The following is a 25873-nucleotide window of genomic DNA, read 5'->3' as shown; positions in this document are numbered from 1 at the left end:
TCACAATAAAACTTTCTGGAGGCACTTACGGTACAATGTCATGTCCGGGAAGAGACTTTAAGAAAGTTTATACCATTAAAGTTGAGGAATAGTATCAGGATTGGAATAAATTATATGAAAAAAATACGATATCACTTAATGTTAATCATTGGATTTTTTGTGACTTCTGTTCTTACTGGTTGTTTTTGTGATAGAGTAGAAGTTCGACCAAAAACATTACCCAATGCCACATTTGGTACCCCCTATTTTGCTAAAATTCAAGTTTTTGGTGGCCACGCTAATCGTCATGACTTTTACTATGATATCCAACCAGAAAAATCAGGCCTTGAATTATCTCCTAGAGGTTTAGGAACAGAACACGTTTCCTACAATAATATTGAAGTAAAAGGAACCCCTAAAATTGCAGGAACAATCACAATAGAACTTTTTGGAGGCACTTACGGAACAAATACATGTCTGTGAAAACCCTATAATAAAGTTTATACCATTAAAGTTGAGGAATAGTATCAGGATTGGTCTAGATTTTATGAAAAAAATACGATATCACTTAATGTTAATCATTGGACTTTTTTTAACTACTGTTCTTACCGGTTGTTTGTGTTATAAACCAGAAGTTCGACCAAAAACATTACCCAATGCCACATTGGGTAATCCCTATTACGCTAAAATTGAAATTTTTGGTGGCGTGGCTATAGATCGTCACTTTTCCTATCATATTAAACCAGAAAAATCAGGTCTTGAATTATCTCCTACTGATTTTGGAACAGAATATGTTTCCTATAATGATCTTGAAGTAAAAGGAACCCCTAAAGTTGCAGGAACAATCACAATAGAACTTTTTGGAGGCACTTACGGAACAAATACATGTCCGGGAAAACGCTATGATAGAGTTTATACCATTAAAGTTGAAGAATAGTTTAAGAATTGGTCTAGATTTTATGAAAAAATTACAACATCACTTAATGTTAATCATTGGACTTCTTTTAACTACTGTTCTTACCGGTTGTTTTTGTACACAAAAAGTTGAAGTCCTACCGAAGTCATTACCCAATGCCAAATTGGGTGCCCCCTATTATGCTGAAATTGATATTAACATTCGTGTTATTAAACGCCATTTTTACTATCAAATTGAACCAGAAAACTCTGGACTGGAATTATCTCCGACTGATTTTGGAACACATGTTTCCTTTAATGATCTTAAAGTAAAGGGAACCCCTAAAGTTGCAGGAGCAATCACAATAAAACTCTCAGGAGCTACTTACGGTACAATGTCGTGTCCGGGAAGAGACTTTAAGAAAGTTTATACCATTAAAGTTGAAGAATAGTATCAGGATTGGAATAAATTTTATGAAAAAATTACAACATCACTTAATGTTAATCATTGGATTTTTTCTGACTACTGTTCTTACTGGTTGTTTGTGTTATAAACCAGAAGTTCGACCGAAGTCGTTACCCAATGCCACATTGGGTAATCCCTATTTTGCTAAAATTAAAGTTTTTGGTGGCGTGGCTAATAGCGATCACTTTGCCTATGTTATCCAACCAGAAAAATCAGGCCTTGAATTATCTCCTAGAGGTTTAGGAACAGAATATGTTTCCTATAATAATTTTGAAGTAAAAGGAACCCCTAAAGTTGCAGGAACAATCACAATAGAACTTTCTGGAACTACTTACGGAACAAATACATGTCCAGGAAAACACTATGATAGAGTTTATACCATTAAAGTTGAAGAATAGTATTAGGATTGGTCTAGATTTTATGAAAAAATTACGACATCACTTAATGTTAATCATTGGACTTTTTTTAACTACTGTTCTTACCGGTTGTTTTTGTATGGAAAAAATGGAAGTTCGACCGGAATCTTTACCCAATGCCACATTGGGTACGCCCTATTATGCCGAAATTAAAATTTTAGGTGGCGTCGTTATAGATGAATTTTTTACCTATCATATCAAACCAGAGAACTCTGGACTTGAATTAACATATTCTCATGTTGAGCCATATGGTTCTTATAATAATATAAAAGTAATGGGAACACCTAGAATTAAAGAAACAATTACCATAGAACTCTTTGGAGACACTTACGGTACAATGTGTCCGGGAGTTGAATTTGATAAAACTTATACCATTAAAGTTGAAGAATAGTATCAGGATTGGTCTAGATTTTATGAAAAAATTACGATATCACTTAATGTTAATCATTGGACTTTTTTTAACTACTGTTCTTACCGGTTGTTTTTGTACACAAAAAGTTGAAGTCCTACCGAAGTCGTCGTTACCCAATGCCATATTAGGTACTCCCTATTATGCTGAAATTGAAGTTTATAATGGTCGTGTTATTAATGACTCTTTTCACTATCTTATTACACCTGAAAACTCAGGACTAGAAATATCTCCGACTGATTTTGGTACACATGTTTCCTTTAATGATCTTAAAGTAAAGGGAACACCTAAAGTTGCAGGAAAAATAACAATAAAATTTGCTGGATTAACTTACGGTACGATGTGTCCGGGAAGTAAATTTATTAAAACTTATACCATTAAAGTTGAAGAATAGTATCAGGATTGGTCTAGATTATATGAAAAAATTGCGATTCGCTTATTGATAAGCAAAACAAGCAATGGCGAGTTTATCAATTAGTAAAGAATTAAGCTAAAAATATTAACTCACTAACTTTTAGAATAAAGATATAAGCTTAATCTTAAGGATGAAAATTAAATGACAATATACAACATATCAACATATATTAAGACTAAAACTGATCCTAAATATATTGTTTATGAAATGGAATTATATAAAATTGATGATAAAGATAATAAAGTTTATGCTTTAGAATCAACAGGAAAACAAAATTTACAAGCTGATAAGAGGACATTGGTTCACTCCTCATTAGATATTTCTGACCCTGAAAATACATCTTATATCTTAGAACTCAATCTTTTTCATAAAATAGGTAACGATGAATATGAAGTGTTACCAGAACCTATGACAGCAATTATACCTCTAAAAGGATTTTTAACACCTGATAAAAAATGGGGGCCATCAAGGGAATTTGAATACAATGAAACAACTGAAAAAACCCAAAATGGCCATGTATTCATATACAGTGTAAAGGTGAGCTTTAAATCAAGAGCTTTTGAAGTTAAAGAACACCCTGCTGGCGATCCACATGATCCTTTTACGAAAGAAAAAATTGAAGAGGGTTTGGCATTTCGATTAGCAAAATTGGATTATCCAAATCAAGATCGATCTATGCTATGTGGTCCGGCTGCGTTTTTTTATTGTTTATTGATCGATAGACCAGATCTGTATAAACAGATGGTGAAAGAACTTTGGGAATCAGGTAAAACTAAAATTGGCACATTAAAACTAGAACCTAGTTATGATTGTCGTCATCCGACAAACTTTTTTAAAAATGAACCACCAGGATATTTACCAAAAGTTCCAGCTATTGATTGGATAACTCTAGCAAGTTTAAGAGATACAGAAAATAGTTTTTTTGATTATGATTCTCCTAATGATAACATTCCGGGTATTACGACAGCCGGGGATCTTAAAACGTGGTTTAAAAAAGCTGGCGCCGAAATTATTTACGAAATCAATACAAAGATAATAAATCATATAACAGGTCCTAAATTAACGTTAAAAGATTTATGCCGCTTAAATTCTTATGTTCGTGAAGATACGCACGTAGTCATGTTGATAACATCACGAATGTTTAATGACTTGATAAATATTCCAACTAAAAACCATTGGATTGTTTTGGCAGATAAATTAAAGTTAATAAATGGTTATGAGGTAACTGAACAAACTTTACTCACTGAGCTAGTAGAGCTTACATGTTTTTCATGGGGTAAAGTAAAGAATCATTTACTAGATAATACAACTTTAGCTGATGTTATGAGATACTCTTATGCAGCTTTTGTGATAAGTAAAATACCATAAAACGGAAAATTAAATGGCATTGAAACAAATAGGGAAGTGTTAAAAAAAACACTTATTAACAACCAATTCAATTAAACTAAATAAATTATATGAAAAAAATACGATATCACTTAATGTTAATCATTGGATTTTCTTTGACTACTGTTCTTAGCGGTTGTTTTTGTATGGAAAAAATGGAAGTTCGACCGAAGTCGTTACCCAATGCCATATTAGGTACTCCCTATTATGCTAAAATTGAAGTGTTCGGTGGCTACACTGATCAGGATAACTTTTACTATGATATCCAACCAGAAAAATCAGGACTTGAATTATCTCCTAGAGGTTTAGGAACAAAATATGTTACCTATAATCATCTTGAAGTAAAAGGAACACCTAAAGTTACAGGGACAATCACAATAAAACTTTATGGAGGTACTTACGGTACAATGTCGTGTCCGGGAAGAGACTTTAAGAAAGTTTATACCATTAAAGTTGAAGAATAGTATCAGAATTGGTTTAGATTTTATGAAAAAATTACGACATCACTTAATGTTAATCATTGGATTTTTTCTGACTACGTTCCTTACTGGTTGTTTTTGTACACAAAAAGTTGAAGTCCTACCGAAGTCATTACCCAATGCTACATTGGGTACGCCCTATTATGCCGAAATTAAAATTTTAGATGGCATCGTTATGGATGATTTCTTTTCTTATCATATCAAACCAGCAAGATCAGGACTTGAATTATCATCTTCTTATTTTACACCTAATAGTTCTTATAATTACCTAAAAGTAGAAGGAATACCTAAAGTTACAGGAACAATCACCATAAAATTCTCTGGATTAACTTACGGTACAATGTGTCCGGGAGTTGAATTTGATAAAACTTATACCATTAAAGTTGAAGAATAGTATTAGAATTGGTTTAGATTTTATGAAAAAACTACGATATCACTTAATGTTAATCATTGGATTTTTTTTGACTTCTGTTCTTACCGGTTGTTTTTGTGATAGAGTAGAAGTTCGACCAAAAACATTACCCAACGCCTCATTGGGAAATCCCTATTTTGCTAAAATTCAAGTTTTTGGTGGCGTGGCTATAGATCGTCACTTTTTCTTTCATATTAAACCAGAAAAATCAGGCCTTGAATTATCTCCTAGAGGTTTAGGAACAGAACACGTTTCCTACAATAATATTGAAGTAAAAGGAACCCCTAAAGTTGCAGGAACAATCACAATAGAACTTTCTGGAGTTACTTACGGTGACTTGTTATGTCCAGGAACAGACTATAAGAAAGTTTATACCATTAAAGTTGAAGAATAGTATCAGGATTGGTCTAGATTTTATGAAAAATCTACAACATCATTTAATGTTAATCATTGGGCTTTGTTGACTACTGTTCTTACCGTTTTTGTATTGAAAAAATGGACGTTCGACCAGAGTCGTTACCCAATGCCCTTTTAAAAATTAAACAAGTCCAAAATCTCAGTTATCGTTATTTATCAGGTTTGTAAAATTGTGAGATATATTTTTAAAGAAATTACTTTAGAATTTAAAATATACCGATATATCTAAAATAATAAATACAATACGTTCATTACACATTGAAATATATGGACATTATCAGATTGATAGTATTAAACATTCGATCGTTCAAAATCCTATTCACCATCGAAAAGTAAAGTTGAAATATCATAACGATTCGTAGTTTTTGAAGTATAATGAATTTAAAAATCTCTACGGTTAAATTTTCTTGTATTGATAATTAGCGTAATATCCTATTGAGATATAAAAACGCCATTCAAATAAAAAATAATTTTTATAAAATATCCATTTTCTGTAAAAATTAGTCTGATTTAAAATACAAAACAAACTATAAAAAGAACGTAATAGTAATAACGATAAACATCTATCCGTTATAAACTGGAGTTAGTTTTTTTAAACAATTTAAAAGATAAGTGATATACCCACTTAGTATTATTTTGATACAGATAATTACACAGATAAAAGTAGATTAATCAATGCATTATTTGATATTAAATTAACTTAATCTAGTATCCTACCCTTTTATCCTTTAAAATAATTTAAGCAAAACTGATGAGGTATTCCCTATGCGTTGGAGAGACCAAAGAGAGAGTGATAATATTGAAGATCGCCGCTCACAATATGGAAGCGATTCAGGAATAAGGATCCCAATAAGTGGTAAAGGTCGAGTTGTTTTATTTATCGTAGTTTTGGTTGCGGGTTATTATGGTGTTGATTTGACCGGCTTGCTTAATCCTAACCTAATTGACTCCAATAGCTCATCACTAAGCTCAAATCAATATTCCATTAATGATGAAGATGCTGCTAAGTTTACATCGGTTATTTTAGCGAGTACTGAAGATTACTGGCAACAAGAGTTTAATCTTTTAGGTAGAACCTATACTCCTCCCAAATTAGTCTTATATACGGGTTCAACAAGAACATCGTGTGGTGTTGGCCAGACTTTTATGGGGCCATTTTATTGCAGTGTTGATAAAACTGTCTATTTGGATATTTCATTCTATCAAGAGATGAAACAACAACTTGGTGGTGGTGGTGACTTTGCCCAAGGTTATGTCATAGCACATGAAATTGGTCATCATGTACAAAATTTGCTGGGTGTGTTCAATAAAATAGAACAATTAAAGCAAGGCCAATCTGAAGTGTTCGCCAATCAATTATCGGTTAAATTAGAGCTACAAGCCGACTGCTTTGCCGGTATGTGGGGGCATGCAATGCAACAAAAAAATATTTTAGACGTTGGCGATATTGAGCAAGCGTTAAAGACCGCTGAAGCGATTGGTGATGATCGCTTACAACGTCAAAGTAATGGTTACGTTGTGCCAGATAGTTTTACACATGGTAGTTCTAAGCAACGTTATACTTGGTTTAAACGAGGATTTGATAGCGGTGATATCAATCAATGTAATACTTTTGCTGAATAAGGAAATAGAATGATGTTTAATAAATTAGTAAATCGCGTTTTGTTAGTCAATGATGATGGTATTGATGCATCTGGCATTAAAATTTTAAAGGATGTAGCACACAAAATTGCTCATGAAGTTTGGGTAGTAGCGCCAGCAATCGACCAAAGTGGTGTATCATGTTCGGTCAGCTTAAAAGCGCCTTTTCGAGTTGCAAAACGTGATGAACGAGAATACGCGGTTTATGGAACTCCCGCAGATTGCTCATTATTTGCTATAAAGCATCTAATGGCAGATAAGTTGCCTGATCTCGTGCTATCGGGCATTAATAATGGCTCAAATGTTGGATTTGAAACGGTTTTATCTGGTACAGTTGGCGCAGCTATGATGGCAACAGCTTTAGGAATACCATCAATTGCCTTAAGCCAATGCTCTACCGAAGATAACCAACCAACAATATGGGATTGTTCAGCTTATCATGCAGAATCAGTGATCAGAAAACTACTATCATTATCTACTCCTAAAAATATCTGTTTTAATGTTAATTTTCCTGCTTGTGATGCTCATCAGATTAAAGGATTAAAAATCACTAAACAAGGTGATTGTGATGTCAGTCGTTTTGTAGTAGCCCCAACTAAAGATCCTGAAGGTCATGATTACTTTTGGTTTAGAGCCCAGCGTAATCAGCAGGTGTTTGATGAAAATAAAGAGTTGGATGCGGCTAATGGTAATTTCATTGCCATTACACCTATTGGTTATGAAAGAACAAATTATGCTTTTTATGAAACGTTATTAAAAGAATTTGATTGTTAATCACTGATTATGACTTCGTCTTCCAATTCGTTGGAAGACGAACAAATAAAAGATAATGGATGGCTTACTTAATGTGACCGTTTCTTTCCATCTTTAACCAGTGCACAAAACAGCAATGAAACAGCAACCATCACAAGCGCAATCCAGTAGATAGCTTCATGCCCATATTCATCAGAAACAAACCCTTGCAAAATACCTGCCAGAATAACGCTAAAAATAATCCCGTTATTAAATAGTGTCGAAGCTACGCCCATTCTAGTTGGTAACAAATCCTGAAAGTAGATAATACCAATATTAGCCACAATTCCGATAAATAATGCATTAAATATCTGAAGTGCTAACAAAGCAAATTTACTGGTAAAGAAAATCATGCCAATATAAAAAAATAAGCCACAAATAATGGCAATAAAAAATAGATTTCGCTTGCCCAAATAAGGCACTAAAAATCCAGCAATGAGCATCACAGGGATTTCAATACCCGCTGCTAACCCCATTAAAATGCCGGGTAAAGAGTCGGGAAGATGTAAAACTAAGTCAACATAAAGGGGCATGTCAATAATGTACATCATGTTAGCTGTCCACATAAATACTGTAGATAATAATAAACAAACGACATTTCTGTTTTTCCAAAGTGGTATATTAGCCGCTTGTAATTCAGCTGCACTGCTGAGTTGTGAAGTAGGATTTTTTTCGACTGATGGTAAGAATATTGCAACAAATAACATTGCAATTATAAACATGGACATTGCGGTTAGATACATTACAGTAAAGCCAAAGCTTAAAGCTAAACCGAATGAAATTGGCGGACCAAATACCCATGCCAACGATAACTGAGCACGAATTAATGAGTTAAAAGCAACCACATTACGTCCTGATTTGACCGCATATTCACGCGCTAAAGCAAAAACTTGCGGCATGCCGGCCGATGATAATGCGGCAAATAAAACCCCCAGCGTAATCAGTATAAAATAGTTGCGCGTAAACGCAAACGTAACACTATTGGCAACCCCCATTAAACAGCAAAATATTACGATATAACGTCTATCCCCTTTTTTGTCCGAATATTTTGCTAATAGAAAACTGCCCACAATGCTGGCTAAAGCATTTATCGAAAAGAAAAGACCGACTAAATGGGAATTTACATTAACTTCAAAGGTTAAGAAACGGCTTAAGGTAGGTGACTGTAACGCCCCGGCAATACCGATAATAAAGGTCGTAATAAGAAAAGCTAAAAAGACAATGCTCTGTTTTTGGCGAAAAGATGAAGCTTTGGACATAAACTTTCTCTATCATTTTATTTTGTACAATTATAAACATAAAAAAGCGAGGGATACAGTAGAAGAAAGAAATAAAAAATGGTTATTTTTAGATTTGTTTCGTCACTTGTCATGTACTCAAAATTTTTGATCTAACGATCAAATAAATTAAAAAAAGATATCTTTTTATTTTTTTGAGCGTACAATCAAAATCATCCACGAAGCGAGGTAACGTTATGTTATATAATAACAAATCCACACAATCCCACCATGAAAATCACGCTCATTGTCATAGCGATTGTCAAAATATTGCTCATAATCATACACATGACACCCATCATTCCCATGATGCAAATCACAATCATTCTGGGGACCATTGCTGTGAGGGGCATGATCATGGATCAACGCAAAAAAATGAGATAGAAGATCCTCCCGAAGATCCCGAGCGGAAAAGCCAAGACATCAAATTGACTTGGAAAATTAAGGGAATGGACTGCGCTCATTGCGCAAGTAAAATCGAAAATGGTGTTAAAACACTGCCAAACATTAATCAAACCAAAATTATTTTCTCTACAGAAAAGTTGATCGTTTTTGTTCCTAAGCATGACGATGCAGTAATAAAAATGATTGAAGACAAAGTTGTAGAATTAGGGTATACCCCAATTTTTGAAAGCACCCCTAATCACGCACATCATCACGAGCATTCACATAGTTTTGATAAAAAAGCATTCATACCGTTAGCGGTGTTAGGTTCATTAATTTTGATAAGTTACCTTATTTTATTAGTGAATCATACAGCAGGTGAATATGCCTTTATCTTTACTGCAATTGTCGGATTGATTCCGATTTTGAAAGAGGCTTTAGTATTAACGCGAAGTGGTACACCATTTGCCATTGAATCATTGATGAGTATTTCAGCTATAGGTGCCCTATTCATCGGAGCGGCCGAAGAAGCTACTATGGTACTCTTTTTATTTATGATTGGTGAGATGTTAGAAGGCGTTGCGACCACTAAAGCCAAAAAAGGAATTTCATCCCTTGTACAACTAATGCCTGAAGAAACGGTGGTTATTATTGACGGCAAAAGGAAAACGGTTGCCAGTCATACTTTAAAACCTGACGATATAATCGAAATTTCATCTGGTGGGCGATTACCTGCTGATGTTATTTTGGTAAGTGAACAAGCTAACATTGATGAAAGCGCCTTAACTGGGGAATCAATTCCGGTCAATTATCTATCTGGCGATAAAATTTTAGCCGGATCGCTGGTTGTGGATAATACCATTCAACTAAAAGTTATCTCGCAATCAGGACAAAATGCCGTAGATCGCATTTTACAATTAATTGAAAATGCTGAAGATCGTAAAGCACCCATTGAGCGATTTATTGATAAATTTAGCCGTTACTACACTCCAGCGATCGCCCTGTTTGCGCTATTGGTCATTGTTATTCCTCCGTTATTATTTAATGAGGATTGGTACACTTGGGTTTATCGTGGATTAACTCTATTATTAATTGGTTGCCCTTGTGCGTTGGTAATATCAACACCGGCCGTTATCACATCGGCCCTATCCAATGCCGCTAAGCAAGGCGTATTAATAAAAGGGGGGGCAGCTTTAGAGCATATTGGTTCGATTAAAATGGTGGCATTTGATAAGACCGGCACCTTAACCGAAGGCAAGCCACAAGTCACCGATGTCATCGCACAATCTGTTACCCAACAACAGCTACTGACTCTTGCAGCAGCCATTGAAAGCGGTTCACATCACCCTTTAGCGAAAGCAATTGTTGATTATGCAACTAAGCAACAGATTGAAGTCAACGAAGCAAGTAATCGTAAAGCTAATGCGGGCGTGGGTATTCAAGGCGATATCAATAATGAAACCTATTATATTGTTGCGCCAAGTAAAGTTACTACGGTATCGATACCCTTAAATGATGAAAATGCACAAAAAATCCATCAACTGGAAAGCGCCGGTAAAACCGTCGTGGTACTAGTGACACAACAAAAATTAGTCGGAATGATTGCCTTGCAAGATGTATTACGTTCTGATTCTATTACGGCAATAAAAGCGCTTAATAAGTTGGGTCTTAAAACCTTAATGCTTACGGGTGATAATCAACGTGCAGCAAAAGCCATTGCAAGTCAATTAGGAATTGATTATCGTGCTGAGTTATTACCAGCAGATAAACTAGTCGAAATTGAAAAAATTCGTAACACAACTTCAATTGCCATGGTTGGGGATGGTATTAACGATTCACCGGCAATGAAAGCGGCGACAGTTGGTATTGCTATGGGCAGTGGTACCGATGTAGCGCTAGAGGCAGCCGATGCCGCATTAACCAAAAATAGCTTGCTAAGTTTACCTACTTTAATTCGTTTAACTCGTTTTGCTAACCGTAATATTAAGCAAAATATCACCATTGCATTAGGGATCAAATTGGTGTTTTTGTTAACAAGTTTATTCGGTTATACCGGATTATGGTTAGCGGTATTAGCGGATTCAGGAACAACAGCTATCGTAACAGCCAATGCGTTAAGAGTGCTTGGTTTTAAAAGTAAAAAAGACAAAATTTAATTACTGATTTAAAAACTATTCCATTAAATAGATGGAATAGTTTTTTATGGGTTACTCATCACCACGCAATGAGATTTCACCACCAATATGTGCATTGAGTTTGCCATCTTGCTCTAGCATTAAAGCGCCTTGCTCATTGATGCCTTTAGCAATCCCTCGGATAATATTATCACCAATAAACAGTTTTACTGGACGATTAGCGAAGTTATCTAATCGATTCCAATCACTAATAAAAGGCGCTAAGCCCTGTTTTTCAAATTCAGATAATTTAATGTTTAAATTTTTGACAATACGCGCGACTAACAAATTACGATCGACCTTACCTAAATTTGCCCATTTTTGGTTAACAATATTAGGATCTGGATTAGTCATCATTAAGTTGACACCAATACCAATAATGGCATGCGCACAATCACCCGTTTTACCCGCTAACTCAATCAATATTCCCGCTAATTTTTGATCATTAAGATAAAGATCATTAGGCCATTTTACTTTAATATCTTGACCCGATAACTCCCTTAAAGTATCTGCTATTACAATTCCGACAACTAAGCTCATTCCCATAGCGGCAGCCACGCCCTGCTCTAATTGCCAATACATAGAAAAATAGAGATTAGAGCCAAACGGTGAAAACCATTTTCGTCCACGACGACCGCGCGCTTTTGATTGAAATTCTGCTACACAACAATCACCCGAGTGGAGTTGGCCAATTTTATCGAGTAAATATTGGTTAGTTGAATCAATAATGGGTAAAATTTCACAACGACTATCCGCTTGATAATAGTGATCAATTTTACTCTTATTTAATAAATCAATCGGGGCAGTTAAACAATAACCTTTACCTTGAACCGATGTAAAATCCAGCCCCCATTCGCGCAGTACTTTCATGTATTTATTGATTCCAGCACGAGTTATTCCAAAACTCGCTGCAAGTTCTTCACCTGAATGAAACTCACCGTCCGCTAAGATTTCAATTAATTTGAGTGGATTTTGGTGGCTGCGCATCGATTCCTCTTTTTTTAACTAATAAGGCAATAAAATAAAGTGAGATTATAGCAAAACTTACAAATAAATAAGTATTATTCGTTTTATCCATAACAAAAGCAATCACTGCCGGAGCAACAAGACTACCTAACGTATTAGTTAATAGCATGGCTTGATTCATCGCCACAATATCTTGCTTTCTAACGCATGAACATGCCCATGCCATAGAGATTGGATAAATGGTATAAATTGTTGCGCCTAATAAGATAATTGCTAATGTATCAAACCAATTAAATATCAACATTACACAAGCCAATAACATAAGTGTTGATTCAAACAATAATACAATTTGTCGACCAAATTTATCGGCACACCAATTAGCGGGCATTTGTGCTATTACACCAGATAAAATAAGCAAAATCATCCAATTGGCAACTTGAATGTCGTTATAACCTAAATGAGAATAATAAGCAGGTAATAACGAATACAGCGATCCGATTAACATGCCAGCAATCACACAACCAATTAAACCAATGCGTGACGGTTTATTGACAATCATGGGAATGATATTGAAACTGCTTTTTTTACGTTTAGGCAATTTATAATGAGTTAACAATATAAATAATATCGCAAGTCCCATTAGTAAAGCGGTCACTAGACCAAAATACAATACATTTTGCGGAAAATACTGTAATAACGCTTGTCCTAACACCGTGCCTAAATAATAAGTAGTTAGATACACCGCCAGCATTTTTCCACGAGTACGCACTGTACCTGTTACTAAAATACAACTTTCAATAACAACCCAAGTCACTGCGCAAGCAATACCAATAAAGAACCGCCATATTACCCAGCTATAAAAATCCATTGAAAAACTCAACCCAATGGTAGCAATAGCAAAAATAATACAACTGTAAGTATAAGTATAACGAGCATTAAATTTACTGATGAACCAATTCGCAAAAATGGTACCAATCAAGTTACCAGTAAAGTAACTTGAGCCAACTAAACCAATTTGCCCTAGTGAAAATTCATTACGCACCAACCATAGCGGTACTTGGGTATTAAGTGCCGATAATGCAATTGTCACAAATAATAAGCTTGTTAATAAAATAGGAAATGAGTATGAATGTTTCATCGTCTTTTACAATATCATTGTTTAATTATAAATTGTTGGTTGCAACCTAAATGACTGACAACCTAAATTTATAACCGTTGTTATTTAAAGAAAGTTGTCTACATCAATTTCAGCTATTTTGCCAATAAAACGGATTTCAGGTGAAAGATTAACTGAAAATTTTCGTAATACGGCATTTCGAACATAACGAGCTAATTCAACCACATCTTGCGCGGTTGCGTTATTTTTATTGACTAATACAAGTGCTTGATTTTGATGAACTGCAGCGCCACCCAATTGATAGCCTTTTAGACCACATTGATCGATAAGCCAACCTGCAGCAAGTTTGACTTGATTATTTACTTGTGGATATATTGGCATAGTTGGGTAAATTTCAAGTAGCTTATCGGCAACTTTTTTATCAACAACTGGATTTTTAAAAAAACTACCGCCGTTACCCAGCACCTTTGGGTCAGGCAACTTACTAAGCCGAATTTCACAAACTTTATCGAAGATCATCTTAGGGGTAATACTTTTTGGATCAAAGTTACGCAATTCACCATAGGTTAATACAGGTTGCCACTGTTTAGGTAATTTGATACCGACATAAATGACCGCATAACCATCAGCATATTGCTTTTTAAAAATACTTTCCCGATAGCCATACTGACCATCTGTCACCTTAATGATGTTTCCTGTAGCAAGTTCCAATAATTCCACATAATCCGCCACTTTTTGAAACTCGACTCCATAAGCGCCAATATTTTGGATTGGTGCAGAACCCACACAACCTGGAATTAATGCTAAATTTTCAAGTCCTGCGATATTGTGTTCAATAGTGCGTGATACAAGTTGATGCCAAATTTCGCCTGCCCCTACTTTTAAATGCCATGCTTGTTCCGTTTCGGTGATGGTAATGCCTTTAATTCGATTCACAATCACAATGCCTTCAAAGTCACAAGTAAAAAGCGTATTACTGCCTTCACCAAGAATCATAATGGGCAGATTCTGGTGATTATCTTGCCAAACCTGCATTAATTGTTCGACCGTTGTTACGGTCACAACTTTTTGAGCATAAACTTCAAGATTAAAAGTATTTGGGATTCTTTGTTTCATCAACTACAACCTTATCTGGGTGGAAATAGACCGCCAATATTAAATTACTTTCAGTGTTTTATTTGATTTTATTGAGATGTCTATCACATATGGCAACATATATTATCACATTGGTTAATCTTATATTATTAATTATTTACTCACTCATTATTACAAGATTCTTGGAACTCAAAATATGTACATTTATTAACATTTTAATTACAAAAATGTGATAATGATCGAATTTGGAGGATCAATTAATCAAATAAACCGTTAAAGTAATGCTTAAATCTTTTTTGTTTTTTTAGATCATGTATTATAGATATATGAGCGATGTTTTTTTAAAATTACAGTTAAACAGATTACTGTTAACAGATACATTTAGTGCAAATAATAGACGTTATCATCAAGATATCATATCAAAGGTGTAATTACTTAAATGAGTATTATAAAATAGACAGCTAAGTATGAAAGTAAGTATGAAAGATTGTTCAAGTGGCTGTTCTTCCTTAACCCGTACCCATATAAGCGAAAAGTAAAATGCGAGTACGAAGATAACTTGTAGCAAGATCCGTTTTTGATAAGTTCGAGGAAATTATGAAAAGAGTTTTTATTATAATCCTAGATTCATTCGGGATTGGTAGTGCCAAAGATGCAGCAAAGTTTGGGGATGAAGGTTCCGACACATTAGGTCATATTGCTGAACAATGCGCATTAGGCAATGCAGAACAAGGACGCAGTGGTACACTTAAATTACCTAATTTGGGTAAATTGGGATTAATTGAAGCAGCATACGAATCAACAGGCCATTACCCTAAAGGTATGCAAACCGAAGGCGAAATTATTGGTGCTTACGGTTATGCTAGCGAAATTTCATCTGGTAAAGATACGCCATCTGGCCATTGGGAAATTGCTGGAGTTCCAGTACTGTTTGACTGGGGTTACTTCACCAATACAACCAATAGCTTTCCTCAAGATCTATTAGATAAAATCGTTACCCGCGCAAAACTTCCTGGTTATCTTGGTAATTGCCACTCATCAGGTACCGTTATTCTTGATGAACTTGGCGCTGAACATATGGCGACAGGAAAACCTATTTTCTATACATCCGCTGATTCAGTTTTCCAAATTGCTTGTCATGAAGAAACTTTTGGTTTAGACAAACTTTACGAAGTGTGCGAAATCGCACGCGATGAACTTAATAAAGGTGATTACAACATTGGGCGTGTTATTGCCAGACCTTTTGTTGGTAAAAAAGCAGGTGAATTTGTGCGAACAGGTAATCGTCATGATCTAGCGGTTGAACCACCTGCACCAACTGTGATTAAAAAACTGGTTGACGAAAAACAAGGTAATGTTGTTTCGATTGGTAAAATCGCCGATATTTACGCCCACGTTGGTATCACCAAAAAGATTAAAGCAACCGGCATTGAAGCATTATTTAATGCATCGTTAGAAGAAATTAAACAAGCTAAAGATAACACCATTGTATTTACCAATTTTGTTGATTTTGATTCCTCTTATGGACACAGACGTGATGTAGCTGGTTATGCTGCTGCATTAGAATATTTTGATAGTCGCTTACCTGAAATGTTAGCGCTCATTGAACCAGGCGATCTGTTAATTATCAGTGCAGATCATGGTTGCGATCCAACTTGGACCGGTACTGATCATACGCGCGAACATATTCCTGTTTTGGTGTATGGTGATAGTGTACCAGTAGGCTCATTAGGTCATCGTGAAACCTTTGCCGATATTGGACAAAGTGTCGCTGATTATTTTGATTTATCACCAATGGAATATGGTAAATCTTTTATTAGTAAGTAAGCAAATGAAGTTAATGTAATACTTTTTTGAATTGAAGATCAGGAGAATTAGATGTCTACCCCACATATTAACGCTGTTGATAATGCTTTTGCAGAAACAGTTTTGATGCCAGGCGATCCGCTACGCGCAAAATTTATTGCTGAAACATTTTTAGAAGATGCACAAGAAGTAACAAATGTAAGAGCCATGTTAGGATTTACTGGTTATTACAAAGGGAAAAAAGTTTCAATCATGGGGCATGGCATGGGTATTCCATCTTGTTCTATCTATGCAACCGAACTGGTTAAGTTCTACGGTGTTAAAAATATCATTCGCATTGGTTCTTGTGGTGCCATTAGCCCTAATGTAAACCTTGGTGATGTGATAGTAGGCATGGGTGCTTGCACCGATTCAAAAGTCAATCGTTTACGTTTTAAAGATAGTGATTTCGCTGCAATTGCCGATTTTGATTTAACCTGTAATGCTGTTAATGCTGCTAAAAATTTAGGTGTAAACGTTAAAGTAGGTAACCTATTTTCAGCTGATCTTTTCTATAGTGTCGATCCTGAAATGTTCGATATTATGGAAAAATACAACATTCTAGGCGTAGAGATGGAAGCTGCAGGTATTTATGGTGTAGCGGCAGAATATGGTGCTAAAGCATTAGCAATCTGTACGGTTTCTGATCATATCCGTAAAGGTGATGCTATGTCACCAGAACAACGTCAGATTGGTTTTAAAGAGATGATAACTGTTGCGTTAGAATCTGTACTATTAAATCAATAATTGAAAATGGCAGATCAACTGCCATTTTTTTTAACTAAATATTGATAGCTTGAGCACTATAAAATTGATAATAGTGCTTGTTTATATATAAATTTATTCATTAGTAATTGTTAGGCGGAAGATTATCAAATATGTCATTTAATAAGGAATCAAAATGAATATTAAGTTTAAACTTAAAATTATATTTTTCTTACAGTTTTTCATCTGGGGGAGTTGGCTGATCACCTTAGGTTCTTACATGATGGAGACATTACATTTTAATGGTGTAACCGTAGGTTCAGTTTATGGCACGATGGGGATAGCTTCTTTATTTATGCCTGGCTTACTTGGAGTTGTCGCAGATAGATGGATTCCAGCTAATCGTTTATTTATGCTTTGTCATTTAATTGGTGCCATCACGTTATTTATTGCAGCATCAATCACATCACCTTTTTTAATGGTAGTGATAATTTTGATTCATTGCCTTGCGTTTATGCCAACCATCGCAATTTCTAACTCAATTTCCTATTCTTGTTTAGAAGCACAAAATCTTGATGTTATTTCGCAATTTCCGAAAATAAGAATTTTTGGAACTATCGGCTTTATTGTAGCTATGTGGTTAGTGAGTTTCTTAGAATATGGATTAAGTAATATGCAACTTTATATTGCGGCGGCTGGTTCAGTTTTACTTAGCTTATATTCATTAACACTACCATTAATTAACATCACTAAAGACAGCTCAAATAGAAAGTCTTTAGCAAGCTCTTTAGGTTTAGATGCATTCGTATTATTTAAAGATCCAAGAATTGCGATCTTTTTTATCTTTGCCGTATTCCTTGGCGGTATTTTACAAATTACCAATACTTTTGGTAATCCATTCTTACTTTCGTTTAAAAGCATTCCAGAATATACCGAAAGCTTAGTAGTAAAATATCCTTCGGTGTTATTGTCTATTTCGCAAATGTCTGAAGTGGTATTTATTCTGTTTGTTCCATTTTTTATGAAACGACTTGGCATCAAATATGTCATGTTAATCAGTATGCTTGCTTGGGTAGCTCGTTTTGGTTTATTTGCTTATGGTGATCCATCTCCAACTGGCTTTATATTACTGCTTTTATCAATGATAGTTTATGGGTGTGCATTTGATTTTTATAACATTTCTGGCTCAATGTATGTTGAAAAATCAGTCTCACCAAGCATCCGTAATAGTGCGCAAGGTCTATTTATGATCATGACTAATGGTATCGGGGCATATTTAGGTTCGACAATCAGTGGCTTTGTTGTTGATTATTACACAACGGATGGTCTTACTGAGTGGCGTACAGTTTGGCTAATTTTTGCTGGTTACTCTTTATTGTTGGCTATTGTGTTTATGATTATTTTTAAAAACGATGACTTAAATAAAACAACTACAGCCAATAATAATTAATCATTTATGGTGTTTTAAATAAAACTTTCCATAATCAAAATACTGGCAACAACCTTGGTTGTTGCCTTCTTCAAAAATATTTAATGAGTTAAAATAACTTTGATTGCATATTACTGCATAAAAACTAATTAAGTCACACAAAATGTATGGTAATAAGATGTCTGTTCAAGGTAAAATAGCAAAGATTATGATGAGCAAAGCTAAGGTTACTATACTAAGCTTTCCAATAAGTGTTTTTCATATCATTATTATTTGTACTCAATTGGCAAAATAAACTAGATTAAATATTAAATGAATACACATACCGTACCAAAAGTCATTTTACATGAGCATATTGAAGGTAGTATTACGCCTTTTATGGCTCAACAGTTAGCCAATAAAAATAATATCGTTTTCCCTGAATCATTATGTTATAAAGCGGGTCAATACGATGCAAACGAGTATAAAAATGGTCGTTATTGCTATGATGAAACTGACTTTGTTCAATTCATTCAAACTTATGACACTGTTTCCAATTTTGTAAAAACACCCGAAGATTATTATCTAATTACTTACGATTTTCTCATTAGAAACGCCAAGCAAGGATTAATCTATTGCGAGCTTTTCTTATCCCCTTTTCATATCTGTACTACCGAAATTGATGGCGAAATTACTTGGAACAAAGAAAGATTCCAACAAACACTTAACCAAATGGACAACGCCATTATTGCTGTACAAAAAGATTATAAGATTACGGTAAGGTATCATGTAATCGGTGTTAGGCATCTAGGCGCTAAAATTGTTTATGATACATTACGTTTTATTAAAGAAAATCCTCACCAATTTATCACTGGATTTAATATTGCTGGAAACGAACGTTTTGGTCATTTTGATGATTTTAAAGATGCACATGAGTTAGCAACTCAGCTTAAACTAAAAAAATCCTATCATGCTGGTGAAATTGAGTCTGCTGAAAGTATTATTCAAGCGCTTAAACACGGCGCACAAAGAATTGGTCATGGTATCCGTGCTATTGAGAATCATAACCTAATTCAGGAGTTGATTAATAAAAAAGTTACTTTAGAAATCGCATTGACCAGTAATCGGATACTCGTTAATGAACTTCATGGGGATATTCGAAATCACCCTGTACGTCAGCTTTATGATTATGGTGTACGCATCACATTAAATACCGATGATGCTGGAATTTTTGGTACAGATATTGAAAAAGAGTACCACCTTGCCTCATCCATTTTTGGTTTTTCAAGATTAGAATTATTGGATATTACATTATGTGGTATTGATGCCGCCTTTGTTGAAGATTCAGTAAAAGAACAATTAACAAATTATGTTTTGTCATTGTTTACCTTAGATGACAAACAAACACTACAAAAAGCAGTCAATGATGCAAGATATCATCCTGCAATTATAGAACGATTTATTAAATACCAAAAGTCACTACCAATAACAAGTTAGTGGATAACAAAGTCAGAAAAATAGGAGATTTATATGAAAAAAAACAAATTAACTTTATCCCTTTTAACCCTATTGATTTCTGGCTCCCTTCAAGCCGCAACCGTTGATTTAAGAATAATTGAAACCACTGACTTACATGGCAACATGATGAACTTTGATTACTTCAAAGATCAGCCTGTTGATACTTTTGGATTAGTCAAAACGGCAAATCTAATTCATCAAACAAGAAGCGAAGTAAAAAACAGCGTACTTGTTGACAATGGAGATTTGATTCAAGGTAGCCCTATGGCTGATTATGCCTTGAACAAAGGTTTAAAAGATGGTGATATTCATCCTGTTTATAAAGCGATGAACACACTTAATTATGTTGTTGGCAATATTGGTAATCACGAATTTAATTTTGGTTTAGATTATTTACAAAAGAGTCTTTCAGGGGCTAAATTCCCTTATGTGAATGCCAACGTTTATGATGCCAAAACTGGCAAACCCTACTTTCAACAATATATTATTATTGATACCCCTGTTGTCGATAGAGATGGTAACCAACAAATCATTAAAATTGGCTATATCGGATTTGTGCCGCCACAAATTATGCAATGGGACAAGCTTAATCTAAATGGAAAAGTAGTAGTAAAAGATATTACTGAAACTGCAAAAAAATTAGTCCCTGAAATGAAAAAACAAGGTGCTAATGTTATTATTGCTATTCCACACTCTGGAGTATCTGCTGAACCATATAAAGCGTTAGCGGAAAATTCCGTCTACTATTTAAGTCAAGTTGAGGGTATTAATGCCATTATGTTTGGTCATTCACATGGCGTTTTCCCGAGTGATGATTATAAATCCTTACCTAATACCGATATCAAAACAGGTAACATCAATCATGTCCCTGCCGTTATGCCTGGTCAATGGGGTAGTCACTTAGGTGTAGTTGATTTAGTACTTGAGGGTGATAACTCTACTTGGAAAGTGACATCAGGGAAATCAGAAGCTCGACCTATTTACGATTTAAAAAATAAAAAATCATTAGTACAAGCCGATCAACAGATTGTCGAAATTTTAAAGCAAGATCATCAAGGTACCCGTGAATTTGTAGGTAAACCGATTGGTAAAGTTTCTAGCGATATCAACAGCTATCTAGCGCTCGTTGAAGATACATCCGCACTACAAATTATTAGTGATGCACAAATTGACTATGTAAAACAGTTTATTCAAGGCGATCCAGATTTGGATGGATTACCAATTTTATCAGCGATTGCACCATTTAAAGTGGGTGGAAGAAAGAACGATCCAAGCGCATATGTTGATGTTAAAAAAGGTGACTTATCATTTAGAAATGCTGCCGATATCTACCTTTATCCAAATATTTTAAGTGCAGTTAAAATTACCGGTAAAGATGTTAAACAATGGCTAGAATGTGCAGCCGGTATATATAATCAAATCGATGTTAATTCGACTCAACCACAATATCTAATTAATTGGGATAAGTTTAGAACTTATAATTTTGATACTATTGATGGCGTAAGTTATCAAATTGATGTCACTGCACCGCCACGTTATGATGGCAACTGCAAGTTAATCAATCCAACATCGGAAAGAATAAAAAATCTAACTTATCAACAACAGCCTATTGATCCTAATCAAGTATTTTTAATTGCGACCAATAATTATCGTGCCTACACCGGTACATTCCCTGGTACAGGTGAAAATAATGTTAAATTCAACTCACCAGATGATTTAAGGGTTATTTTGTCTGCTTATATTACCAATACCACAAAAAAAGCGGGTATGGTTAATGTCACGGTAGATAATAATTGGCGAATTGCACCAATTGTTAGCGATAAAAAACTGGATATTCGCTTTGAATCTTCACCAACGGATGAAGCAAAAGCTTATATAGAGAAACATTCACTTTATCCAATTAATTTTATTGAAAAAGATGAATTAGGCTTCGGTGTTTATCGACTTGATTTACAATCATCGGTTAACGCAAAAGCTAAAAATCAAAAATAGTACTATTAAGACCTGAAGGATTATCGATATGAAAATTGAAAAGTTAATCGAACTTGCTAAAACTGCTCGCTCAAGAGCCTATGTGCCTTATTCTAAATTCCAAGTTGGCGCCGTGCTCATTACTGAAGACGATGAAGCAATTTTAGGCTGTAATGTCGAAAATGCTTCTTACGGATTAGCCAACTGCGCTGAACGCACAGCCATTTTTAAGGCAGTGTCAGAAGGCAAACGCAAGTTTAAGAAATTAGTGGTAATTGGTGATACCGATGGCCCTATTTCACCTTGTGGTGCTTGTAGGCAAGTTATCAGCGAATTTTGTGCTAAAGATATGCCCGTAATTTTAACCAATCTTCAAGGGAAAATCCAAGAAACAACCGTAGGTGAATTATTACCTTGGTCTTTTTCGCCGAGTGATCTTGATTAGTTAAAATCAATTGCAAGTAAAATGGATAAAAATAGATAAAAAAAGCACATTACTGTAGTTAAAAATTTTTGACTATATTTTCAAACATAATCGGTACAGACGTTTATGTGAATTTTATATAATCAAATAGATATACCAATTTGATTAATTGTTTTAAGTGAGAGATATAATGAGATTTGTAGATATTATTGAAAAAAAACGTGATGGTAATGCATTAACCACAGAAGAAATTCAATTTTTTATTACTAACTACACCAATGGCACCATTCCTGATTATCAAGTGAGTGCGTTATTAATGGCGATTTACTATCAAGGTATGACATCAAAAGAGTGTGCAGATTTAACCAGTGCTATGATGTATTCAGGTGATACAGTTGATCTATCCTCAATCAATGGCATTAAAGTTGATAAACATTCAACCGGTGGCGTAGGTGATACAACAACTTTAGTACTTGCACCATTAGTTGCCGCATTAGATGTTCCTGTTGCAAAAATGTCTGGACGTGGTCTTGGCCATACTGGTGGCACAAATGACAAATTCGAATCGATCCCTGGATTTAAAATTGAATTAGGCAAGCAAGACTTTATTAATCAGGTAAATGAAAAAGGCGTTGCGGTAATTGGACAATCAGGCAACTTAACACCAGCCGATAAAAAATTGTATTCACTACGAGATGTAACGGCTACCGTTAATTCTATCCCTTTGATTGCAAGCTCAATTATGAGTAAAAAATTAGCTGCAGGTGCAGATGCGATTGTCTTAGACGTTAAAACTGGAGACGGCGCCTTAATGAAAAACATGGCTGATTCAGAAAAATTAGCTCATGAAATGGTGAATATTGGTAATCAAATTGGTCGTAGAACCATGGCGATTATTTCAGACATGTCACAACCACTTGGTTTTGCAATTGGTAATGCCCTTGAAGTTAAAGAAGCCATTGACACTTTAAAAGGTCATGGTCCGGCTGACTTAACTGAATTAGTGTTAACACTTGGCAGTCAAATGGTGGTATTAGCCAATAAAGCCAAAACACTAGATGAAGCTCGTGAAAAACTACAAGAAGTCATCAAAAATGGCAAAGCTATTGAAAAATTCAAAACATTAATTGAAGCTCAAGGTGGAGATAGTTCGGTCGTTGATAATCCAGAAAAATTAGCAAGCGCACCTTACCAAATTGCCTTACCAGCACTTAAATCAGGTTATGTTTCAAGAATTATTGCTGACCAAATTGGTATTGCAGCAATGCAACTTGGCGCAGGTCGTGCAACCAAAGAAGATGTTATCGATCCATCTGTTGGAATTATGTTACACAAAAAAGTAGGTGATAAAGTTGCCGAAGGTGAAGCATTACTAACTATTCATGCTAATACTGATAAAATTGATGCGATTAAACAAAAACTCTACGACAACATTACCATTAGTGATAATGCGATAGAACCGCAATTAATTTATAAAGTGATTACGGAATAACTATTACACCTAAGGATTTAGGAGGCACCATGCATCATCCACAATTATTTAAAAAACTAACGCTTATTGCCGTTTTGGGGTTATTTTCGGTTAATGCTTTAGCTGATGTAACCAAGAAACAATCAACCGATCCAACTTGGCAAAAAGATAAATCTTACCGATTTACAATTTTACATACCAACGATCACCATGGTCGTTTTTGGCAAAATGATATCGGTGAATATGGACTTGCAGCCCAAAAGACGGTTGTTGATGAGATCCGTAAAGAAGTTATCGCAAAAGGCGGTAAATTATTGTTATTATCGGGTGGTGATATAAATACTGGTGTCCCTGAATCTGATGTACTGCAAGCAAAACCCGATTTTATTGGTATGAACGAAGTGGGTTACGATGCTATGGCGGTGGGCAATCATGAATTTGACCATCCGCTAAGGATCATTCGTGAACAACAAAAATGGGCTAAGTTCCCATTTTTATCGGCGAATACTTACTTCAAAAACAGTGATAATCGGGTTTTTGATGCTTATAAAATGTTTAACTTAAATGGTATCAAAGTAGCGGTATTTGGATTGACTACTGATGATACGATCTTTTTGGCTTCACCTAAAAATACCGACGGTATTGAATTTCGTAAGACCTTACCTGAAGCACAAAAAATCATTACTCAAATCAAAAAAACCGAACACCCTGACATGATCATTGCTGTTACTCATATGGGACATTATGAAAATGGTGAGCACGGTTCAATGGCACCTGGCGATGTTGAATTAGCTCGAGGGTTGCCAAACGGTGAATTAGATATGATTGTGGGAGGACACTCACAAAACCCAGTTTGTATGGCTAGCCCAAACAAACGTATTACCGAATATGTACCAGGTACACCTTGTGCGCCAGATCAACAAAATGGCACTTGGATTGTTCAAGCCCATGAATGGGGTAAATACGTTGGTCGTGCCGATTTTGTCTTTTTAAATGGCAAAATTACGCTACAAAATTATCAATTAATTCCAATCAATCTGAAAAAAGAAGTGGATAATGGTAATGGCACTAAGCGTCTTGAATATTATACGAAAGAGATACAACCACACCAAAATTTGTTAGAAACCTTAAGACCTTATCAGGAGCAAGGTAAACAGCAATTACTCGCTAAAACGGGTGAATTAATTGGCCGTTTAGAAGGTGATCGTAGCGTAGTGAGATATCAACAAAGTAATATGGGACAGCTACTACTCAGTGCGTTCATTGAAAAAACGAATGCTGATATTGGTATTATGGCTGGTGGTATGATTCGTGATTCACTTATTGATGGTCATATCACTTATCGCGATATTTTAAAAGTTGAGCCTTTTGGTAATACTGTAGTCTATTTTGATTTAACCGGCCGTGAGTTAATGGAATATCTTAAAGTTGCATTAAGTAAAAAACAGGGTTCAGGCGGTTATACTCATTTAAAAAATATCACGTTAACGAGAACTGGCGATACGATTAGTGACGTTAAAATTAAGAATGAACCCATTGATTTGCAAAAATCTTATCGCATTACGACCCTTGACTTTTTAGCTGCGGGCGGTGATGGCTACCCAATTACCAATACTTTACCAACTTATGTTGATACGGGTTATCGAGATGCCGATGCAGTAAAACAGTATTTTGAAGCGCATTCACCAATCAAGGCGACAGATTTTGAACCGTCGAATTTTATTTTAGAAAAATAATTTTACGGTTTTATACCCGATTTTTAGGAAATAAACAGCACTGATGATATTGATTTTCAGTGCTTATAACTAAGTA

25 protein-coding genes are annotated in these 25873 nt (G+C 35.0%); 21 read left to right on the top strand and 4 right to left on the bottom strand.

What is annotated here, in order from left to right; all coding sequences use genetic code 11:
* Positions 1-114 precede the first annotated feature (114 nt).
* The 12 genes from H3S73_RS02550 to surE all read left to right on the top strand — a co-directional run bounded on the left by H3S73_RS02550 (position 115) and on the right by surE (position 7688).
* A complete protein-coding gene (locus H3S73_RS02550) occupies positions 115-462 on the top strand; it encodes a hypothetical protein (protein WP_198235829.1) in 348 nt (115 codons plus the stop codon).
* 64 nt (positions 463-526) lie between these two features.
* Complete coding sequence (locus tag H3S73_RS02545; RefSeq protein WP_198235828.1) at positions 527-916, top strand: hypothetical protein; 390 nt, start codon at positions 527-529, stop codon at positions 914-916.
* Positions 917-938: 22 nt separating this feature from the next.
* Positions 939-1325, top strand: coding sequence for a hypothetical protein (locus H3S73_RS02540; RefSeq protein WP_198235827.1), 387 nt, complete (start codon positions 939-941; stop codon positions 1323-1325).
* Between the two features lie 22 nt (positions 1326-1347).
* Positions 1348-1737 carry a hypothetical protein gene (locus tag H3S73_RS02535; protein WP_198235826.1) on the top strand — a complete coding sequence of 130 codons (390 nt, stop codon included), beginning with the start codon at positions 1348-1350 and terminating at the stop codon, positions 1735-1737.
* Positions 1738-1759: 22 nt separating this feature from the next.
* Positions 1760-2146, top strand: a complete 387-nt coding sequence (locus tag H3S73_RS02530; RefSeq protein ID WP_198235825.1) for a hypothetical protein — start codon at positions 1760-1762, stop codon at positions 2144-2146.
* A gap of 22 nt (positions 2147-2168) precedes the next feature.
* Entirely contained in the window at positions 2169-2558 is a 390-nt protein-coding gene (locus H3S73_RS02525) for a hypothetical protein (RefSeq protein ID WP_198235824.1), read from the top strand.
* A 162-nt stretch (positions 2559-2720) separates the two neighbouring features.
* A complete protein-coding gene (locus H3S73_RS02520) occupies positions 2721-3947 on the top strand; it encodes a hypothetical protein (RefSeq protein ID WP_198235823.1) in 1227 nt (408 codons plus the stop codon).
* Positions 3948-4036: 89 nt separating this feature from the next.
* A complete protein-coding gene (locus tag H3S73_RS02515; protein WP_198235822.1) occupies positions 4037-4429 on the top strand; it encodes a hypothetical protein in 393 nt (130 codons plus the stop codon).
* Positions 4430-4451: 22 nt separating this feature from the next.
* Positions 4452-4838, top strand: a complete 387-nt coding sequence (locus H3S73_RS02510; RefSeq protein ID WP_198235821.1) for a hypothetical protein — start codon at positions 4452-4454, stop codon at positions 4836-4838.
* 22 nt (positions 4839-4860) lie between these two features.
* Positions 4861-5250 carry a hypothetical protein gene (locus tag H3S73_RS02505; RefSeq protein ID WP_198235820.1) on the top strand — a complete coding sequence of 130 codons (390 nt, stop codon included), beginning with the start codon at positions 4861-4863 and terminating at the stop codon, positions 5248-5250.
* 788 nt (positions 5251-6038) lie between these two features.
* Positions 6039-6896: a neutral zinc metallopeptidase gene (locus H3S73_RS02500; RefSeq protein ID WP_198235819.1), complete on the top strand. Its 858-nt coding sequence runs from the start codon at positions 6039-6041 to the stop codon at positions 6894-6896.
* Positions 6897-6905: 9 nt separating this feature from the next.
* Positions 6906-7688 carry a 5'/3'-nucleotidase SurE gene (gene surE / locus H3S73_RS02495; RefSeq protein ID WP_198235818.1) on the top strand — a complete coding sequence of 261 codons (783 nt, stop codon included), beginning with the start codon at positions 6906-6908 and terminating at the stop codon, positions 7686-7688.
* Positions 7689-7756: 68 nt separating this feature from the next.
* Here the strand turns inward: surE and H3S73_RS02490 are convergent, their stop codons facing one another.
* On the bottom strand, positions 7757-8965 hold the full coding sequence (locus tag H3S73_RS02490) for an MFS transporter (protein WP_198235817.1): 1209 nt from the start codon (positions 8963-8965) through the stop codon (positions 7757-7759).
* Between the two features lie 215 nt (positions 8966-9180).
* On the opposite strand from H3S73_RS02490, the gene H3S73_RS02485 reads away from it, so the two are divergent.
* Positions 9181-11523: a zinc/cadmium/mercury/lead-transporting ATPase gene (locus H3S73_RS02485; protein WP_198235816.1), complete on the top strand. Its 2343-nt coding sequence runs from the start codon at positions 9181-9183 to the stop codon at positions 11521-11523.
* A gap of 51 nt (positions 11524-11574) precedes the next feature.
* Here the strand turns inward: H3S73_RS02485 and birA are convergent, their stop codons facing one another.
* The 3 genes from birA to murB all read right to left on the bottom strand — a co-directional run bounded on the left by birA (position 11575) and on the right by murB (position 14740).
* On the bottom strand, positions 11575-12528 hold the full coding sequence (birA, locus tag H3S73_RS02480; RefSeq protein WP_198235815.1) for a bifunctional biotin--[acetyl-CoA-carboxylase] ligase/biotin operon repressor BirA: 954 nt from the start codon (positions 12526-12528) through the stop codon (positions 11575-11577).
* On the bottom strand, positions 12494-13645 hold the full coding sequence (locus tag H3S73_RS02475; protein ID WP_198235814.1) for an MFS transporter: 1152 nt from the start codon (positions 13643-13645) through the stop codon (positions 12494-12496). The genes birA and H3S73_RS02475 overlap by 35 nt, the downstream gene beginning before the upstream one ends.
* 84 nt (positions 13646-13729) lie before the next feature.
* Positions 13730-14740 carry a UDP-N-acetylmuramate dehydrogenase gene (murB, locus tag H3S73_RS02470; RefSeq protein WP_198235813.1) on the bottom strand — a complete coding sequence of 337 codons (1011 nt, stop codon included), beginning with the start codon at positions 14738-14740 and terminating at the stop codon, positions 13730-13732.
* 576 nt (positions 14741-15316) lie between these two features.
* On the opposite strand from murB, the gene H3S73_RS02465 reads away from it, so the two are divergent.
* The 8 genes from H3S73_RS02465 to ushA all read left to right on the top strand — a co-directional run bounded on the left by H3S73_RS02465 (position 15317) and on the right by ushA (position 25797).
* Positions 15317-16546 carry a phosphopentomutase gene (locus tag H3S73_RS02465; protein WP_198235812.1) on the top strand — a complete coding sequence of 410 codons (1230 nt, stop codon included), beginning with the start codon at positions 15317-15319 and terminating at the stop codon, positions 16544-16546.
* A gap of 51 nt (positions 16547-16597) precedes the next feature.
* The gene (gene deoD / locus H3S73_RS02460) at positions 16598-17311 is read left to right on the top strand and encodes a purine-nucleoside phosphorylase (RefSeq protein WP_025315976.1); all 714 of its coding nucleotides are present in this window, start codon (positions 16598-16600) and stop codon (positions 17309-17311) included.
* 154 nt (positions 17312-17465) lie between these two features.
* Positions 17466-18719: a nucleoside permease gene (locus H3S73_RS02455; protein WP_198235811.1), complete on the top strand. Its 1254-nt coding sequence runs from the start codon at positions 17466-17468 to the stop codon at positions 18717-18719.
* A 291-nt stretch (positions 18720-19010) separates the two neighbouring features.
* Entirely contained in the window at positions 19011-20174 is a 1164-nt protein-coding gene (gene add, locus H3S73_RS02450) for an adenosine deaminase (protein ID WP_198235810.1), read from the top strand.
* A gap of 33 nt (positions 20175-20207) precedes the next feature.
* Positions 20208-22187 (top strand): bifunctional 2',3'-cyclic-nucleotide 2'-phosphodiesterase/3'-nucleotidase, encoded by a 1980-nt coding sequence (locus H3S73_RS02445; RefSeq protein ID WP_198235809.1) that lies wholly within the window; start codon positions 20208-20210, stop codon positions 22185-22187.
* Between the two features lie 28 nt (positions 22188-22215).
* On the top strand, positions 22216-22611 hold the full coding sequence (locus H3S73_RS02440) for a cytidine deaminase (RefSeq protein ID WP_025315980.1): 396 nt from the start codon (positions 22216-22218) through the stop codon (positions 22609-22611).
* Positions 22612-22780: 169 nt separating this feature from the next.
* Positions 22781-24082, top strand: coding sequence for a pyrimidine-nucleoside phosphorylase (locus H3S73_RS02435; RefSeq protein WP_198235808.1), 1302 nt, complete (start codon positions 22781-22783; stop codon positions 24080-24082).
* A 29-nt stretch (positions 24083-24111) separates the two neighbouring features.
* Positions 24112-25797, top strand: coding sequence for a bifunctional UDP-sugar hydrolase/5'-nucleotidase UshA (gene ushA / locus H3S73_RS02430; protein ID WP_198235807.1), 1686 nt, complete (start codon positions 24112-24114; stop codon positions 25795-25797).
* Positions 25798-25873 lie beyond the last annotated feature (76 nt).

Origin of the sequence: Gilliamella sp. B14384G12 (genome assembly GCF_016101825.1) — a bacterium.
GTDB lineage: Bacteria > Pseudomonadota > Gammaproteobacteria > Enterobacterales > Orbaceae > Gilliamella > Gilliamella apicola_N.
Note: the sequence above shows the minus strand (reverse complement) of the source record. Positions and strands in the feature narration are given on the sequence as shown.